The sequence below is a fragment of the Amycolatopsis pretoriensis genome (assembly GCF_900107925.1).
Lineage (GTDB): Bacteria > Actinomycetota > Actinomycetes > Mycobacteriales > Pseudonocardiaceae > Amycolatopsis > Amycolatopsis pretoriensis.
This window is the reverse complement of the sequence record NZ_FNUJ01000002.1, coordinates 874964-892412: the sequence shown is the minus strand read 5'-3', so window position 1 is coordinate 892412 and position 17449 is coordinate 874964. Positions and strand designations below refer to the sequence as shown.

General features: G+C 65.7%; 13 protein-coding genes. 12 read left to right on the top strand and 1 reads right to left on the bottom strand.

The genetic code is table 11. The features are described from left to right. Positions 1 to 5: 5 nt before the first annotated feature. From BLV96_RS10880 to BLV96_RS50565, 12 genes are all read left to right on the top strand, one after another. A complete protein-coding gene (locus BLV96_RS10880; protein ID WP_244180155.1) occupies positions 6 to 1280 on the top strand; it encodes an MFS transporter in 1275 nt (424 codons plus the stop codon). A 28-nt stretch (positions 1281 to 1308) separates the two neighbouring features. Continuing rightward, on the top strand, positions 1309 to 1566 hold the full coding sequence (locus BLV96_RS10875; protein ID WP_086676936.1) for an MbtH family protein: 258 nt from the start codon (positions 1309 to 1311) through the stop codon (positions 1564 to 1566). Between the two features lie 16 nt (positions 1567 to 1582). Further along, complete coding sequence (locus BLV96_RS10870) at positions 1583 to 2521, top strand: LLM class flavin-dependent oxidoreductase (protein WP_086676935.1); 939 nt, start codon at positions 1583 to 1585, stop codon at positions 2519 to 2521. Between the two features lie 31 nt (positions 2522 to 2552). Next, entirely contained in the window at positions 2553 to 3905 is a 1353-nt protein-coding gene (locus tag BLV96_RS10865; RefSeq protein ID WP_086676934.1) for a DUF6002 family protein, read from the top strand. 28 nt (positions 3906 to 3933) lie between these two features. Then, a complete protein-coding gene (locus BLV96_RS10860) occupies positions 3934 to 5067 on the top strand; it encodes a hypothetical protein (protein ID WP_143050943.1) in 1134 nt (377 codons plus the stop codon). A gap of 47 nt (positions 5068 to 5114) precedes the next feature. Next, a complete protein-coding gene (gene asnB, locus BLV96_RS10855) occupies positions 5115 to 6935 on the top strand; it encodes an asparagine synthase (glutamine-hydrolyzing) (RefSeq protein ID WP_086677016.1) in 1821 nt (606 codons plus the stop codon). 20 nt (positions 6936 to 6955) lie between these two features. Further along, entirely contained in the window at positions 6956 to 8596 is a 1641-nt protein-coding gene (locus BLV96_RS10850; RefSeq protein ID WP_244180191.1) for a DUF885 family protein, read from the top strand. 91 nt (positions 8597 to 8687) lie between these two features. Next, entirely contained in the window at positions 8688 to 9542 is an 855-nt protein-coding gene (locus tag BLV96_RS10845; protein ID WP_086676931.1) for an aspartyl/asparaginyl beta-hydroxylase domain-containing protein, read from the top strand. 125 nt (positions 9543 to 9667) lie between these two features. Then, positions 9668 to 10174, top strand: coding sequence for a cobalamin B12-binding domain-containing protein (locus BLV96_RS10840; RefSeq protein ID WP_208608195.1), 507 nt, complete (start codon positions 9668 to 9670; stop codon positions 10172 to 10174). Then, positions 10171 to 11544: a methylaspartate mutase gene (locus BLV96_RS10835; protein ID WP_086676929.1), complete on the top strand. Its 1374-nt coding sequence runs from the start codon at positions 10171 to 10173 to the stop codon at positions 11542 to 11544. Before BLV96_RS10840 ends, BLV96_RS10835 begins: the two co-directional genes overlap by 4 nt. Before the next feature lie 301 nt (positions 11545 to 11845). Beyond that, a complete protein-coding gene (locus BLV96_RS10830) occupies positions 11846 to 14140 on the top strand; it encodes a S9 family peptidase (protein WP_244180154.1) in 2295 nt (764 codons plus the stop codon). Positions 14141 to 14251: 111 nt separating this feature from the next. Beyond that, a complete protein-coding gene (locus BLV96_RS50565) occupies positions 14252 to 15028 on the top strand; it encodes a helix-turn-helix domain-containing protein (protein WP_244180153.1) in 777 nt (258 codons plus the stop codon). A 277-nt stretch (positions 15029 to 15305) separates the two neighbouring features. On the opposite strand, the gene BLV96_RS10820 is transcribed toward BLV96_RS50565, so the two are convergent. Next, entirely contained in the window at positions 15306 to 16199 is an 894-nt protein-coding gene (locus tag BLV96_RS10820) for a hypothetical protein (protein WP_208608194.1), read from the bottom strand. Positions 16200 to 17449: the final 1250 nt, after the last annotated feature.

Below are 17449 nucleotides of genomic sequence, written 5' to 3'. Positions count from 1 at the left end.
TGAAAGTGCGTACAAAGGAACCTGGCAACTCGAAGGTGAAACTGGGCGGGCGCTTCCATCGGCTCTTTGCCGCTACGCTCGTGTCGGCCACCGGCACCGGTATGCACGCGGCCGCGTTGCCTCTGCTGGTCCTCCAAATCACCAACAGCCCCCTGGCATTGAGCCTGGTCGTCGTGGCTGTCGAGATTCCCTGGGTGCTGGTTTCGCTGTACGCCGGTGTCGTGGTCGATCGACTGGACCGTCGGCAGGTGATGGTGTGGGCGGACATCGTCCGTTTCGCGATCCTGATCGTTCTCGTCGTGCTGATCCTGACTGCGTGGGTGAACCTGGCTTGGCTGGTGCTCACCGCATTCGTCCTCGGTGTCGGGCAGGTCTTCTTCGACCTCGCGGCCCAGTCGGCCGTTCCCGATTTCGTGTCACGAGATCCACGGCAGCTGTCGGTGGCGAACGGGCGGATCGCCGCAGCGGAAATCAACGGTGAGGACTTCGTGGGACCGCCGCTGGGCTCCGCGTTGTTCGGTGTGTGGCACGTCCTGCCGTTCGCGGGGAACGCCTTGTCCTTCGCGGCCAGCGGCATGTTGATCCGGTCGATCCGGCCGGACACCGCGACCAAGGCGACGTCCGACGCTCCCCGCAAGAGCGCGCGAGCGGAAATCGTCGAGGGTATCCGGTGGTTGCTCGGTAATCGCACCCTCAAGGCGCTGGCCGCGATCAGCTGCCTCAGCAACATCGTCGCCTCGGCGCAGTTCGCGATGCTGGCGTTGCTGGCCAAGCAAGCTCTCGGGCTCCCGGACATCGGGTTCGGCTTGCTGCTGACCGCGACGGCGGTGGGAGCGACGGCCGGCGGATTGGCAGCCTCGGCCATCGGCAAGCGATTCGGCTCCGGCACGGTACTGCTCGCGGGGAAGGCCGGCGTGGGGGTGGCCGTTCTGGTGCTGGGGCTCGTCGCCAATGTCTGGGTCGCGGCTCTCATGATGCTGGCGACCGGCGCGCTGACGACTGCGCAGAATGTCGTGGTCAGTACGCTCCGCCAGCAGATTGTGCCCCGCAATCTCTTGGGCAGGGTGCTCTCGTCGAGTAGGATGGTGGTAATGATCGGAGGGCCGGTGGGTGCGGCACTCGGAGGCCTTCTCGCCGATTCGTTCGGTGTCCAGATCCCGTATGTGGCGGCAGGGATTTTTCTCATCCTGGTGACACTGGTTTTCTATCCCAGGCTGAACAACCGCGCGCTGGCCAGCGCAACGGTTGAGTCAGATGTGCTGGCGGAAGAATCCAAATAGGATCTCCGCTGGTGGAAGGACGGTAGTCGTGGAAAACCCTTTTGATGATCCTGACGGTCGATTCCTCGTACTGGTGAACCGCGAAGAGCAGCACTCGCTGTGGCCCGCCTTCGCCGAGGTCCCGGGCGGTTGGTCGGTTCGGCTCCCGGAGACTGATCGGCAAACCTGCCTCGACTACATCGAGAGTCATTGGATCGACATGAGACCGCGGAGTCTTGTCGAAAAGATGAGCATCCCGGCCGGCGAGGACGAGCCAGGGGCGACGCCGGCAAGTCGGTCGGCGTAAGCCAGGAGACGCGGGCGTGGCGAGCGTGCGGTTGGGTGCGGTGGTGCTTCCCGAGTACGAATGGGCTCGAACCCGGCGGATCTGGACCGGCCTGGAGCGGATGGGCCTCGACCACGCTTGGGTGTTCGATCACCATTCGTGGCGGAACCTGCGTGACGGAGCTTGGCACGATTCCCTCACGGTCTTGACCGCGGTGGCCGCCATTACCGATCGGATCAGGATCGGGACCATGGTGACGACACCGAACTTCCGCCACCCCGTGGTGCTTGCCAAGCAAGTGATGACTTTGGACGAGGTTTCGGGAGGGCGGTTCGTGTTCGGTGTGGGCGCGGGCGCGCTCGGCCCGGACGCACTGCTGCTCGGTGGCCCAGAACTGTCCGGGCGGGAGCGCGCGAACAGATTCGCGGAGTTCGTCGAGCTATCGGACATGCTGCTGCGCAACCAAGTGACCACTTACGCCGGCAAACACTTCACCGCGGTGGACGCTCGGATGATTCCTGGTTGCGTCCAACACCCTCGAGTGCCGTTCGCCGTTGCTGCCTCGGGGTCGCGCGGTATGGCTGTCGTCGCCCGGTACGCCGATGTGTGGGTCACTATCGGCGACACACGACAACCGGGGGCTCGGCCGGAGCCGGACAGCTGGGAGTTGCTCGGCAAGCAGATGCGCCGGCTGGAGCACGTCTGCGAGGAGGAGGGGCGTGACGTCCGCGAGCTGGCCAAGCTGGTCAACGTGAGTCGTGTGGTCTCCGAGCCGTACGAGTCGGTCGAGCGGTTCGCTGATACCGTCGGTCGCTGTCGCGAACTCGGTTTCACCGATGTCGTCGTGAACTATCCTCGGGCGGCCGGAGTGTTCAAAGGAACCGAAATGGCATTTGAAAACGCAGTATCGGCCGCAGTGGCCAGGGGGGAGGCAGTGCGTTACGGAAGCGCTGATTCGGCCGGTTCCCGCGAGTAGTCGTGCAACGCACTTGATTAGGAGTGATCCAATGACGTCGGCTGCGGACCAGACAGGCGCGGTCAATATCGTGCAGAATGCGCTCAGCAGGTACCACGAGCACATCCGGGCCGTCGCTCGCGTCGTGACTGCCGCTCGGGGCGGTGACCTGGCGATCCCGCTGGAGCCGCTGGAGGTCTTCGAAGAGTTCACCGACGTCACCGACATCGGGCTGAGCCAGGTCGGCGAGAACATGTTTCTCTTCGACCTGATGCGCAATCCCGGCGCAAGGACGACCAAGACGATGGCGTCGCTGCTGATGGTCTCGCGTGCGGTCAGCCACATTCGGCGTACCGGTGAGCGGATCCTGGTCTTCACGCCCACGTCGGGCAACAAGGGTACGGCCTTGCGCGACGCAATCGCGCGGGCGTACGAGTGCGGTCTGGTCACCCCCGAGCAACTGCGCATGGTGATGCTCGTCCCGGAAAGCTCGCGGGTGAAGCTGCGCGACTGTGCGCTCACCTGGGAAGGCGCCCTGCACTCGGTCAATCCGGTCGCCATGGTGAACGTCGACCAGCCCGCTGATGTCAAGCAACTGTCGGCGAAGGTCGTCGCCGCGCAGGCGGCGGAGATCATGGACACCACGGGTTTCCGGGTCTGGTACACCCTCGATCTCGACAACTACCGCATCGCCGACGCGGCGCGGGCCTTTGTCGAGGCCGAGTTGCTCCCGGTCACCGAGGACTCGCCTCCGCGGTTCCACGCACACGCCGTGTCCAGTGCGTTCGGCCTGCTCGGCTACCACCTCGGCTTCGAGGCGCTCGCAACGGGACTTCCGGGCCTGAGTGTGCCGGCGAACCATCCCGGCTTTTTCCTGGTCCAGCAATTGGCCACGCCAGACATGGTGACCAGCCTCCTCGGTACCAAGGTGCCCGACTACGAGTACGACTCGGCGGCGGGACTTTGGCGGCAGGGAGCCGCTCTCGAGTTCCCCGCGGTGACCGATGCTCCGGAAGAGACGATCGACGCCACCTTCTACACCAAGTCCCCGGCGACGTCCGCGCAGGTCAACGCGATCGTCGGCAGGTATGGCGGAGGCGGGGTCGTGGTGTCCAAGCGGGAATGCCTGGATCGCTTCGACCGAGTCCGTGCTGTGGCGTCGAACGCGGGTATCGAGATCGGCGCGGACCCGGCGTCGATCCGCGAGTGGTCACTGATCAAGGTACTGACAGGCGTGCTGGTAGCCAGGGAACGCGGACTGATCGCCGCGGACACCGACGTGGTCGTACACGGCTCCGGCTGCTACGACGACTCGTCGCTCCCTCCGATGCGGGATGAGCACATAACCCGCGTCAGCACCTTGGCGGAACTCGCCGCACTCGTCCGAGATACAGCGTCCGCGTGATCAGAGGACACGAGATGGAGGTCGTGCGGTGCTGACGAACTGGCGCTACGCATGGAACAACAGTGCCGACCCGCGGATCGTTCGTGCGCATTCCCTGGTCGATGCCGCAGTCGAGCTGCGTCCGGCTGTGGTGCGCTCCGCCGGTTCGCCGGATGCTCCGGTGTTCGCGTACGGCGGCCTGTCTCGTGGAGTGGTTCACGTACTCGACTTCCTCGAACAGCGACGAGGAGGCGTCTCCGCACGCACCGAGCGTCGCAGCACCTGGCCGGAGCTGGTGCACGCCGAGGCCGTCCCGGACACCGACATTCTGGCAGTGGGCTTGCCGGTGCGCCGGATCCCGGCGCGGCTGCCGGCCCGCAGTGTGCTCGCACCGCTGCGGATAACTCTCTCCGTCCCCGTCGGCCGGGATTTCGAGACGGTGCTCGGACGGATCTCGCGCAAAGCCCGCCAGCAGTACGCCAGGGAACTGGTCGCGCGGGAACGTACTCTTGAGGTCGCTTCGAGCGCGGTGGATTTCGACCACTTCTACGACGGCATGCACCGTCCTACGATGGCTGTTCGGCACGGCGCCGCGGCGCGATCGGAGTCCCGTCGTACGGCGTGGGCCTGTCTGTTTCGCAGGGGCGTGCTGTTCTTCCTGTGCGAGTCAGGCCGGCGGACCGCCGGGATGCTGTGCAGACTCGACGGCCGGACCCTGGTGATCCGGTTGGCCGGTGTCGAGGGTGGCGGTTCGAAAGCCTACGAATCAGCCACCTACCTGGCGCTCTACATCATGATCTTCCGGTGGGCTGCCGGCCACGGAGTCACGCGGGTGGATCTGTCCGGCTGCGAGCCGTTCCTCAGCAAGGGACTGTTCCAGTTCAAACGCAAGATGCATCCGGAGGTCACGCTCCCGGCCAACCACTTCGGCGAACAACGGCTGCTGCTGCGCGTGGTGCGCGACCGGCCAGCGGTCCGTGACTTCCTGGTGGCCAATCCGATGCTGACCATGTCCTCCGAGGATGGCTTCGAAGCCGTGTACTTCCACGACGAGCAACGGCCTGCCCGGTCCGATTTGCGATGGGAATGCCCGGGGGTGACCGGGAAACGTCTCGTTCACCTCGACGAGTTCCTCGCCGGCCGGTCGGCGGTGGGCCGGCAGCCACGCGTGTCACTGCGCTGAGCGGCCCGCATCCGTGAATCCACGTCTGTCTGCCGAAGGGGAAAATGATGTGCGGCATCACCGGCTGGGTCGACTTCACCCGGGACTTGACCCTCGAGCGGAAGACGCTGGCGGCCATGACCGAGACCCTGCGCCCTCGTGGCCCGGACGCGGCCGGGTTGTGGCTCGCCTCGCACGTCGGGCTCGGTCACCGCAGGCTCGCGGTCGTCGACGTCGAGGGCGGCGTGCAACCGATGCTGGCGCGGCGGGGCGGACCGGAAACCGCCACGGTGCTGACTTACAGCGGTGAGCTCTACAACTTTCGCGAGTTGCGAACACTGCTGAGCACACTCGGCCATCGGTTCAGCACTTCCTCCGACACCGAAGTCGTGCTCTCCGCGTACCTGGAATGGGGAGCGGGGTTCGTCGACCGGCTGCGGGGGATCTACGCGCTCGCCATCTGGGATGCCACCCGCGAGGAACTGGTCCTGGTGCGGGACAGGCTCGGCGTGAAGCCCCTGTACTACTACGCGTATGACGGTGGCATCCTGTTCGCCTCCGAACCCAAGGCGATACTGGCGAACCCGTTGTTCACACCGCGGATGAGCGTGGACAAGCTGCCCATTCTGTTCAACCCACGGCTCACCATGCCTTGGGAGACGCCGTTCACGGACTTGCGCCAGCTGCAACCGGGGCATCTGGCCAGGGTGGACCGGTCCGGCACGCACGAGACTCCGTACTGGCGCCTCGTCAGTCGTGAGCACCATGACGACTACGCCACCACCGTGAGCGCTGTCAGGGAGATACTCGACGACGTCGTCGTTCATCAGCTGGTCGCCGATGTGCCGTTGTGCACGCTCCTTTCCGGCGGTCTGGATTCCAGTGCCGTCACCGCGCTCGCCGCACTGCGGTCGTATCGCGATCTGCAGTCGTATTCCGTTGATTTCGCCGGCGCCGACGCCGATTTCACGGCCACCGCGCTGCGTCCGGACCGTGACACGCCGTTCGCGTTGGCCGCGGCCCGGCACATCGGTGTGGGCCACACACCGATCGTCGTGGACCCGTCGGCGTTGTCCGAGGTCACGCCCACGACGCTGGCCGCCCGTGACCTGCCCAGCCTGGGGCAGTTCGACGCTTCGATGTACCTGCTCTTCGAGCAGATCCGCGCGCGGTCCACGGTGGCGTTGTCGGGCGAAGGTGCCGATGAGGTGTTCGGCGGGTACCCCTGGTTCTTTGACCGGTCGACCGTCTGGGGCGACACCTTTCCCTGGCTCGGCTCGGCGCCGAGACTCACCGACTGCCTGGCCCCCGACGTGCTGGCCAGTGTCCGTCCCCACGACGACGAGCGTGACCGCTACCGGACGTTGCTGGCACGGGTTCCCCGGTTGGCGGGTGAATCCGGTCTGGCAGCCCGGATGCGCGAGGTGCTCTACCTCAGCCTGCAAGGGCCGTTGTTGTACCTGCTCGACCGCAAGGACCGGATGAGCATGGCGCTGGGACTGGAGGTCCGGGTTCCGTTCTGTGACCACGTGCTGCTCGAGTACGTGTGGAACGTGCCTTGGCAGATGAAGGTTGCCGATGGCCGGGAGAAGAGCCTGCTGCGGGCAGCGGTGAGCGATCTCCTGCCGCCCGAAGTGCTGTGGAGGGCCAAAAGTGCCTATCCGGCGACATTTTCCTCCGACCACGCCAAGGTCGTGCGAGCCGATCTGGCCGCTGTGCTGAACGACGGTGCGTCCCCGCTGCGGGAGTTGCTGGACGTGGACAAGGTAAAGGATGCTGCCGACGGCCAGCGGGAGATGATGACCATGGCGAACAACCTGCAGTTCGTGCTGCCCGTCGTCGAGGTCGATCGCTGGCTGCGCACGTACGACGTCAGCATCACCTCTTGAGGGGCCCGCTGGTGACCGCGATGAACAAGTTGTCCGAAGAGTTCTGGCTGTGGCGCGAGGCCACGCAGCCCGACTCCTTCGACGACGTCTGCCGGGTGCAGCGTCCGCCGGGGTGGCTGCCGGAATGGTCGGCGGCGGCGGTCGAGGACCGGCGCCGGGTCCTGGCCGCGTTCGCCGGACGCTACAGCGCTCTCGAGGATCGCGGCGCGCCGGTGGCCGACCAAGTCGACCGGCGGCTCGTCGGCTCCGCTCTCGCGCGGGTGCACTGGGAGCTGAACCTGCTGCGGGACTGGCAGCGCAACCCCGGCTTCTACCTCGATCAAAGTCTTGGCCCGGTGGCCAACCTGCTGCTTGCCCCACCGCCGTTCACCGAGGTTCGCGCACAGTCGCTCGTAGACTGCCTTCATCGTGTGCCCGCGGTGCTCGCGGCCGCGGAGGAGAATCTGGCCGGCCACGCTGCCGCGCCCTTCGCACGGTGTGCGTTGCTGCTACTGGAGAAGGCGAGCGAGCAGCTGGCGACCGCGATGGCCGCCCTCGCTTCTTCGTTGCCCGCTGCCCAGCAGCGGGTCCTGCCGGAGAGGACGACCGCCGCCTGCGTCGCTCTGACGAGCTTTCGAACCTGGCTCGGCGACCGGCTCTCGACGTTCACGACCACGACGAGTGCCGGGGCCGAAGCGTTCAACTTCTTCCTGCACCGGGTGGCGTTGCTGCCTTACTCCGTCGAACACCTTCGCTGGATGGGCCGTCAGGAGTACCAACGCAGCACGGCCGCCGAATTGATCGCGCGTGCCCGCCACCGTCGAAGTGCCCCGGCACCGTTGATCGCCGACGTGGCACAGCAGATCTCTCGTCAGCGTGAGGAGGAACAAGGTGTTCGCGCATTCTGCCGCCAACGAGGCTTGGTCGACCTTCCCGACGACCTGCCCCACTACCGCAACGCCGCCATGCCCGCCTATCTGGAGCCGCTTGGCTGGCTGAGCGTTCCGCACCACTTCCCCCCGCCCGGCTGTCCCGCCGGCGACGCACTGCGTTACATCCGCGCCCCACGAGAGGATCTGCCCTACTTCGAGCTTGCGGAGGCACGTGACCCCCGCGTCGGCATCGCGCACGAAGGCGTGCATGCCTGGCAGGCGGCACTGTCCTCCCGCAACACCAACCCGGTACGCCGCCACTACTACGATTCCGCGGCGAACGAAGGAATTGCCTTCGCCAACGAAGAGTCACTGCTCACGGCTGGGTTGTTCGACAACCATCCTGACAGCTCGCTGTTCGTCCTGAACGCCATGCGGCTTCGGTCGCTGCGCGTCGAGATCGACATCGGGCTGGCTCTCGGCGAGCTCACGATCGAGACGGCCGCCGACCGACTCGCTGGCTTGGTTGGGATGGACCGTCAAACGGCGTGGGCGGAGGCAGTCTACTTTGCCGGGCACCCAGGGCAGGGGCTCAGCTATCAGACGGGCAAGCAGCAGGTACTGGACCTGATGACAGCCTGTGCGAGTGATCGACCGGACACATTCGACCTCGCCGGTTTCCACACTGATCTGTGGTCCAACGGCAACGTACCGCTTTCCCTTCGACGTTGGGAGCTGCTCGGTTTGTCCGATCATGTCGATCGTGCGCGAACGCTCGGCGCGGGCGAGGGGCCGCCGGTGCCCGCTTGACCGTGCGGTGGGCTTCGAAGCCGCTGCCGGCACGTCGTATGAACGGCTGGACTTTACTCGACCTACTCGCTGACAAAGTCGAAAGGAAGCCATGCAGACGCGCTTGCTCGGAACATTTGAGATCGACCACCAAAAACTTTCCCAAGATCTCGATGTCATCTCGCACTTCGATTTCGACGAACCATACATCGAGTTCAGCTGCGGTTACCCGTGGAAGAGCGCCATGGTGTGGACCAGTGGTGGAGTCCTCGGCGACGGCGTGCTTTCCAGGTACGACAACAGGCAGCCCTGCCTGCCGACCGCGAACGGCCGGAAGCTCGCCTACGTGCGGGAGATCATCCAGAACTTCTTCGTGGTTGAGCACCTGCTCTTCGCGCGGGTGGTCGTGATGTCGAACAACGTCCTGGTCCCGCATCGCGATTTTCTGGAGCTCGAGGACAAATCCAAGGATGAAAAGGTGGCTCACCGGTTGCAGGTTCCTCTCGCCACCAGCGAGGACGCCCTCTTCATGGAGGAGAATGTCATCTACCGCATGCGGGTCGGCGAGGTGTGGTCTCTTGATGCGACGCGTTTGCACAGTGCGGCGGCGTTGACGGACCACAAGCGCGTTCACCTGATACTGGACTTCGCCGATACCGGCAAGGAGACAAGGCTCGTCAAGTTCGGCGAAGACCGGTCTGCCGGCATTCCGGACACCAACCTGGCCAAGCGACCGGCGCTGTCCGCTGGCGATCGCGACGCGATCCTGGGGATGTCCAAAGTCATCGACATGGACAACTTCAAAGACATCCTGGGAATCATCATCAAGAAGCATTATCGAAACGACGCCGGTGAAGGATTCGTCTGGGAAACTATGCGAGAAATCAGCAGGTTGAGCGGCGATCCGGAGATCGAGGCGCACGCCAATAACCTCTACGAACACTACGTACTCAGTCGAACCGATTGATTCATCAGAGGCGCTGGGGAATGCCCTTATAGACGGCCCCCAGTCCGACTGTCGCCCGAGTAATCTCCGTAACGGAGGGTGTGATGAGACGAATGGGGGTGCTTCCCCGGAAGATCTTGACGTCCATGGAATTCGAGTCCTGGCGCTACTGCAGAGCCACTGCGAATTCCGCGAGTGCGCCTGTCACGGATGGCTCTGCTCCGGCCGGTCTGCGTGTGGTCGTCACCAGCACGGCCTCGGACTCGCACACCTGGAACCTGATCTACCTGCAGTTGCTCCTGGAGGAGCTCGGAAACCATGTGATCAACTTCGGACCTTGCGTGCCGGATCAGGTGCTGGTCGACCGATGCCGGGCGCTGCGTCCGGATCTGATCGTGATGAGCAGCGTGAACGGGCACGGAGTTCAGGACGGCATCGGTGCCATCTCGCTGATCAGGAGCGCGCCCGAACTGACGTCGACCCCAGTCGTGATCGGTGGCAAACTCGGAGTGGCCGGCCCGGACGGCGGAGAAAGCGCGCGGCGGCTGGCGGCCGCGGGCTTCGATGCCGTGTTCCACGATGGCGATGACATCGCTGTCTTCCGCGCCTTCGTCGACGCGCTGCCCGCGCCTCGCAGGGAACTGCGTAGGTGAACGAACAAGCAGGCCGCGAGCCGGCCGGTCGAGCCGGATCCGAGGACAACTTCGGCTCCTTCGTCCAGAAGGCCCAAGCGCTGGGACAGCTGGTAGTGCAGCCCCGGATGGGATTCAGCGATCCATCGGCGATGCGGGCCGGGTTGATCGCGACCCGGCATGCGGCAGCGACCACCGTCGGCACGATCACGCTGGACAGCTACACCCGCACCAACCAGCACGCGGCCGCGCGAGCCGCTTTGGCCGACGGGACGCCGCTCAACGGATACCCCATTACGACGTTCGCAGCGGACATGACTCGCCGCATTCTCGATGGAGTACAAGACGCCGACTTTCCCATCCAGGTGCGGCACGGGTCCGCAGCGCCCCAGCGAGTCTTCGCCGCACTGGTCCGCACGGGTCTGGCCGCGAGCGAGGGTGGCCCGGTTTCTTACTGCTTGCCGTACGGCCCGATCCCGCTGCAAGAGTCGGTACGGAACTGGGAGGAGAGCTGCGCTCTCATTTCCGGCTTGCGCACTGTCGGAATCGAACCTCACCTGGAATCATTCGGCGGCTGCATGATGGGGCAGCTCTGCCCGCCGAGTCTGCTGGTCGCCCTCAGCGTCCTCGAGGCACTGTTCTTTCGCCAGCACGGGGTGCACAGCGTCTCCCTGAGCTATGCGCAGCAGACCCATCCGGAGCAGGACGAGGAGGCCGTGGCGGCACTTCGGCGGCTGGCGCGGGAACTGTTGGGCTCCGCCGGTTGGCACGTCGTGATCTACGAGTACATGGGCGTCTATCCGAAGACGCCCGCAGGGAGCATGTTGCTGGGCGAAGCGGCCGCTCGGCTCGCCATCCGTACCGGAGCCGCCCGACTCGTGGTGAAGACCGCCGCGGAGGCCGTGCGCCTACCCACCATCAATGAGAATGTCGAGGCACTTGAGCGTGCGAGCGCGGCAGCGGACGGCGAGAGGAGGCAGAATCTTCCCCTCACCACGCAAGTTTCGGCCGACAGCCAGACGTATGCGGAGGCCAAGTCTCTGGTCACAGCTACGCTGCGGCTTTCTGAGGACATCGGCCAGGCGCTCGTTCAGGCGTTCGCGCAAGGGCTACTGGACGTACCTTTCTGTCTTCATGCCGACAACGCGGGCCGGGCACGCAGCTACATTGCCTCGTCCGGACGATTGAGCTGGAGCGATATCGGGGCCATGCCTCTACGCGGCGTGGCTGATGTCAACGACGACGGCGAGCTGACCTCCGCGGGCCTGCTCGACGCCTTGAACTACGTGTCGCGAAGTTTCGACGAACGAGCTGTGGAGCATCCGGTCCAGCGACGGGTGGCGAGGGCCGGAACGGATCCTCTTTTCACTGTTGACCTTTCGTCGGAGTAGGCACCGACTCTGCCCTGGCGGCTTTGCCTTGTTCAAGCCGCACTGTTTCAACGTCGCCTCGTTACCTTCGGGCCGTGGTTGGCGGTCGGTGTGCTACCCGGCGGCGATGTTTCGCCCACCACCGTGTCGACGACCTCGTGTTGGCCTCGGACGCACCAATGGTGTCCGGGGCGTGGGCCCGGTCGGTTTCCGCCACGAGCGTCCACACTCGCCGTTCGCTCCAGCTGAGCGGATCTCGCTGTGCCGAAGGCCCGGGTTCTGGATTCTCCATCGCCGCCACCACAGGAGACCAGCCATCCAGATGTCGCCTCCGATCGCAGCCGGACACCGCGACGGCGCGCTGGTGGGTCGCTGGTTCAAGGTCCACTACGTCACCGCCAAAGCGCTGGTCAATGATTCGGCGCTGGTGATGGGCATTGCGTCGTTGCTGATGAGCACGGGAAAGCCAACCAGGCCGCGCTCTGCGCCGACTCGTCAGGCGCGGGCCGGGATCGGTGCGAGGTGCCGCCGATTGCCTACTGACGCGGCGTTCCTGTGCACTCGCCGCGCCCCAGCTCGGGGCGCCGTCGCTGCAGGAGACTATCGCGTCGGCGTGGTGCGCCCGTCGGTGCGGCTACACGCTTTCGTGCGGGCGTGTCGAACGTGGTGGCTCGTCCAACTGGTGTGGGAACGTCGGCACACTGACCACATGACAGGTTTGACCGCCGAACTCGTGGTCGACGGGCGCGTCCCGCAGACACCGACTCTCGCTCCGAACGGACATCTGCTCTGCTACGTCCTCGCACCCACCAGCCGAATCGGTGACCACCTCGACACCGCACTCTGGCTGGCTGACATCAACGGCGACGGTGTGTGGAGCCGGGTGACCGCCGACACCGCAACGGAGTCCCGACCCCGCTGGTCCGTGGACTCGCGTACGCTGTACTTTCTGTCCGATCGCGCTGAGCGTGGTACTCCGCAGCTGCACCGGCTCATGCCTGCAGACGGAACAGTGATCGCGATGACCCGCTGGCGCGCCGGCATCGCAGACCACTTGCCGCTCGCCGATCCCAACCTGATCGCTCTGCTCGCCGAGGACGAACCCACCGACCAAGACCTACGCGGCGCCCAGGACCGCGACGACGCCATCGTTGTCGGCGAACGCGAAACTCGTGCCCGGCTGCGCCTGCTCGACCTGCGTACCGGCCACGTCACAACGCCAAGCGTGTTCGACGGCCGACACGTCGTGGAACTGCGGCAACGACCCGACGGTGGCCCGCTCGCTGTGCTCACCCGGGCTAGCGCCGATAAGGACTACGGCCCCCGCACCGGCCAGCTGCACCTGTTCGACCCCGCCACAGGGACTGCGGAAGACCTCGGATCGGTCGAGGTCGACGCACAGTTCTTGGCTTGGTGGCCGGCTGACGATGGTTGGCACCTCGGTTACGTCGCCCTCACCCCGCCGGTCCTGCACGCCGGCACCGCCGTGTTCGACCTAGCTATGGGAAGCCGCGTCCGCCGCAACCGCACCGCCGAGTTGCCGATGTGCCCCATGGAACTGTGTCAGACCGACGCTGCTCCGCTGGTGGTCTTCGCCGACGGCCTGAACACGACCCTGACACGGCTCGACCCCATCGGTCCCACGCCACTGTCGCAGCACCCCGGTGATCTCGAGGCCCTCGCCACCACCCCAGACGGCACGACGGTCGCGGCACTGACCGGCACCCGTTACCAACCCACGAACGTCTACGTCGGGCCACCGACCGGGCCACTGCGGAAGATCACGGACACCCGCCCCGAATTGGACGGCATCGCATTCGGTATCCAGCGACCGCTGGCCTATCGAGCGGCCGACGGCCTCGATCTAGATGGTCTGCTCATACTGCCGGCCGGGAAATCCGCTTCGGACGGCCCGTTCCCGCTCGTCACGATCGTGCACGGAGGCCCCGACGACCGGTACGCCGATCGCCTCCAGTTGTTCTCGTTCCACGATGCACGGCCACAGTGGCTGGCCACCGCCGGATACGCGGTGTTCCTGCCCAACCCGCGGGGCGGGCAGGGCCACGGTCACGAGTTCGCGGCCGGCGTCGTGGGCAGGGTCGGCCGGGAGGAGTGGTCCGACATCCTGACCGGCATCGACCTGCTCATCGCCGACGGCATCGCCGACCCCGATCGGCTGGGTATCGCCGGTGGGAGCCACGGCGGGTTCATGGCCGCCTGGGCGATCGGGCAGACAAACCGATTTCGCGCCGCGCTGGTCGAAGCGGGTATCACCGACTGGGGGATGCTGGCCGCGACCGGGGAGCACGGCCAGCTCGACGGCGCGCTCAGCGGCAGCATCGGCTGGGAGGGAATCGGCCCACACCCGCATGATGCGGTCAGCCCGGTCTCGTTTGCCAGCCGCGTACGCACCCCGGTCCTCATCCTGCACGGCGCCGAGGACACCAACGTTCCGCTCGGCCAAGCCGTGTACTTCCACCGGGCACTGCGCCATTTCGGCGTTGAGCACGAATTCGTGATCTACCCCCGAGAGGGCCACTCGATACAAGAACGCAACCACCAACTCGACGTCCTGCGTCGCACCCGGGCCTGGTTCGACCGCTGGCTTCAGCCCTGACCGGAGTCGAGGAAGTCGCCGAGTCCGCAGCCCACTTGGAGGCGATACTGAGGTGCAGCGCAACGGTAGCGAGATCGCGAATTCGGGCGGCGCGGTGGGCGGGGCCTGGACGTGGGCAAGCGTTGCCCTCGGGAGGCGGGTCAGCTGCTGTCGGCGACGACGCACGAATCCGTGCTCGACCGGCGGTCGACCATCATTTGCGGCTATCTCGATCGCCTGGCCGAGCGCCTCGAACGCGTAACCATAGCTCCAGCGACACGAGCAAATGGACGACAGTCACGGCGGTTTTCCCGGCCGAGCCGGCGGCCCGCCGTCCTGACCATCGGCTTGTCCCGGTTCACCTCGGCCCGGGCGAGCCGCAGCGGCTTCGGCGCGGCCATCGACAGGCGGCATCGCCGCTATGGCATCCGCTGGTCCGACGGTCGCGCCGCACTGCGCGGCAAATGCTCGGAGGCGGCAAGGAACAGGAATGAGGCGGATTTCGGCGTCATAATCGACGGGACGCCAAGGAGGTCAGCGATGCCTGGGAGTGCCACGTTCGGCGGCGAGCTTCGCAGATTTCGGAACGACGCGGGCTTGTCGCTTGCCATGCTGGCCGATCGTGTCCACTACTCCAAGGACTACCTGAGCAAGGTCGAGAACGGGGTCGCATCGCCAAACGAGACGCTCGCCGCGTCGTGTGACGACGTAAGGAGCGCCGCCGCTGCAGCGCTCAACGTCGACGACGTCGATCAAGCTGTGCTGGTGCTGGAGCAGGGGCGGGCCATCCAGATCGGTCGTGCGCTGGACACGAGCGCTGCCCTGAACAGGCTGCGAGACGATCACCCCGAACTCGCCCAGGAGTTCGACCGTCTCCGTCGCCTTCTTGACCATGAGGAGCGCATATGATTTCGGGCAACTCCTTCCCCGAGCGGTTTGAGGACCTCCTCGTGAGAATGTGGCCCGATCAGAGAGGTTCCCAGTACCCCGCAGTGCGTAGTTGAGGGGGACGATGTGTGCGACGGCTGCCTCGGCTACCGCCATGTCAGGGCGCGGAACCGCGCCCTGACATCCACGCCGAGCCGGATGTCAGCTGAGATCCTGATCAGGCGCCCGTTGAAGTGGACCGATTGCCGGCCGGTTGCCGCGCGCCACCCAAGTGCCGTTGCAGTACTAGCGCGTGTTGTCACGCGAAGAGAACGTGGCGATGGTTCCAGGCAAGGTGGAGGGCCGCCGCTGCGCCCGGCGAGAGCCGGCCTTCTTCGCGTAGGTAGCGAAAGGTGTTTTCTTCGAACGGCAGAGCGCGGGCCGGGACGGTTCCTTCGGAGTTGGTGTTGACGGCGTCGGCGAAGAGGTGGTCGTAGAGGTCGGGTGCGATGACAGCGGCGGTGAGGATGTCTCCGCAGAGGGTCAGGGCGTCGAGGGTGACTCCGAGGCACCAGATCTGGATGTCGCCGGCGTCGAGTGCGCGGTCGAGGGTGGCGAAGGGCTCGAGGTCGTTGTAGGCGATCGGGTGGCCGCTGCCGTCGTATTCGTCGTGGCCGAGGAGTTCTTCGGCGAGTTCGCGCTGGATGTTGCGCCAGAGGGAGAAGTCCGCGGCGATGGCTGCCGGGAGAACGCTGGAGGGCTGGAAGATCCCGGCGAGGAGGAGATGGGTCATGCCTCCGCCGCCGGCGATCTTGTTGCCGTCACGCTGATGCAGGACCACGCTGGGAGAGTCGCCTCCGCGGATGGTCAAGGTTCCGACTGCGCCCATCAGCGGGCGGCGGCTGAGGTCGAACGGGTCTCCGATGAGGGTTCTGAAGGGTAGTCGCCGCCACGACGGTTTCATGGTGGAAAGCTCGTCGTTGTGGTCGCGCATCAAGTGCCGCAGAGCGGTTTCGTGCGCGAGAGCTTCGTTGGTGTCCATGGAGTCGAAGAAACCCATGTGTCCGAAGTGCATCCCGATTTGTGGAGTTGTGTAATCGAGGTGCTTCAGGCGGAAGCACAGTCGGTTCTCGAACAGCTTCGGTGGGGTGAGATCGCGGATGACGTCGTGGTAGCGGCGGTAGCGATGGCCCGGCGTGGACCAGGGACGCACTGCCGCGGTCGCGGCCTCGCCCCCGGTTATCTCCGGCGGTGGGGTGTCGGGGGCAAGAGTCAGCGTGATGTCCTGGAGTGACGCCGGGGATTGAGGAATCCAGCTCTGATGGGCGATGACTCCGGTGTTGTGCGGTCTTGAATCTCAGGCTGTGGTTGATGGCGAATTGGCGTCTGTCGCGCTGATGCTGTGACCACAGTCTGAAGGGGTTCGCTTGGCCGAGGCTGGGGGTGTACGGAGTGGGGGAAGTTAATTCTGTGTTGGGATTTCTCGTTGTACCTTCAGTTAACATGAATGCGTCGCAGTCTGTCTCCCCTCCGGTGTACTGGTGCACACGTTTCAGGATGCCCAGCTTGAGAGCGGCATCTCGTGCGCGCCGCACAGTCTTGGGATCGAGGTTGGCGCTCTCGGCCCAGTGGCGAATCGAGATTGATCCCCGTGTCGTGAGGACGGCGTGCGCGAATGCGTCAAGAGCTGCGCGCAAGCTACTGATCCGTACGCCTGCGATCGTGGCGGTGCGTACGGGCGTGCTGGCTCCGCGCGTCAGCTGGCTGTCCACGGCCGCTTGGAGCTCGGCACGGACGTGTCGGAGCTGACGAGCTGACGGTTCGTTTTGGTGGTCGCTGGCTTGAGGTGGTTCCAGGCGTCGTCGTCGGGGTCTAGGTTCGGCCGCCTCGCGAAGTGCGAATAGCCAGCGGTTGTGGCGCCAGGCGTCTCTCCCGACGTGGGCGGCTTGCGTCGGGGACGCTTGGTGGAAGAGGTCCCACGCCTGCTGCTCGGTGAGGCCGCGTTCGGCGGCGGCGATCGTGGTGGCGGGTGCCCAGAACCAGCGTCGCCAGGCTTGCCGTCCGATCTCGCGGGCCTTGGTGCCGGCGAGGTTGGCGAATGCCCAGGCGTGCGCTGTGGTGTGGCCGGCGCGGGCGAGCGCGAGGGCGTGGCCGTATTCGCTTTCGGACCTGCTGACGTTCGAGGCTCCGCGGCGACGCGCCGGTCGTATAACCCGCGGGGCCCTCGACGTGACGAGCTCTGGCACGTCGCTTGTCCTCAGCGTGCAGCTCAGGATCGGGCTGGGCAGCCGGTGTCGGTGTGGTGAGGAGGTGAGCCGGATCGTTGACCGGACGGTGGCGGAGACGTTGTGCCTGGTGGCGACCGCGTAGACGACGCGCTGCAGTTCTTGACGAAGGCATGCCGGTGTCTTGATGAGGAGGTGGGTGTGCCCTGGGCGGCCGGAAGCGCGCCGGAGGCAAGGC

Excerpts from the sequence above, each read along its gene's own strand:
- BLV96_RS10865 (WP_086676934.1), top strand. The coding sequence starts at position 2,553 with ATGACGTCGGCTGCGGACCAGACAGGCGCGGTCAATATCGTGCAGAAT.
- asnB (WP_086677016.1), top strand. The coding sequence starts at position 5,115 with ATGTGCGGCATCACCGGCTGGGTCGACTTCACCCGGGACTTGACCCTC.
- BLV96_RS10850 (WP_244180191.1), top strand. The coding sequence starts at position 6,956 with ATGAACAAGTTGTCCGAAGAGTTCTGGCTGTGGCGCGAGGCCACGCAG.
- BLV96_RS10845 (WP_086676931.1), top strand. The coding sequence starts at position 8,688 with ATGCAGACGCGCTTGCTCGGAACATTTGAGATCGACCACCAAAAACTT.
- BLV96_RS10840 (WP_208608195.1), top strand. The coding sequence starts at position 9,668 with ATGGAATTCGAGTCCTGGCGCTACTGCAGAGCCACTGCGAATTCCGCG.
- BLV96_RS10830 (WP_244180154.1), top strand. The coding sequence starts at position 11,846 with ATGTCGCCTCCGATCGCAGCCGGACACCGCGACGGCGCGCTGGTGGGT.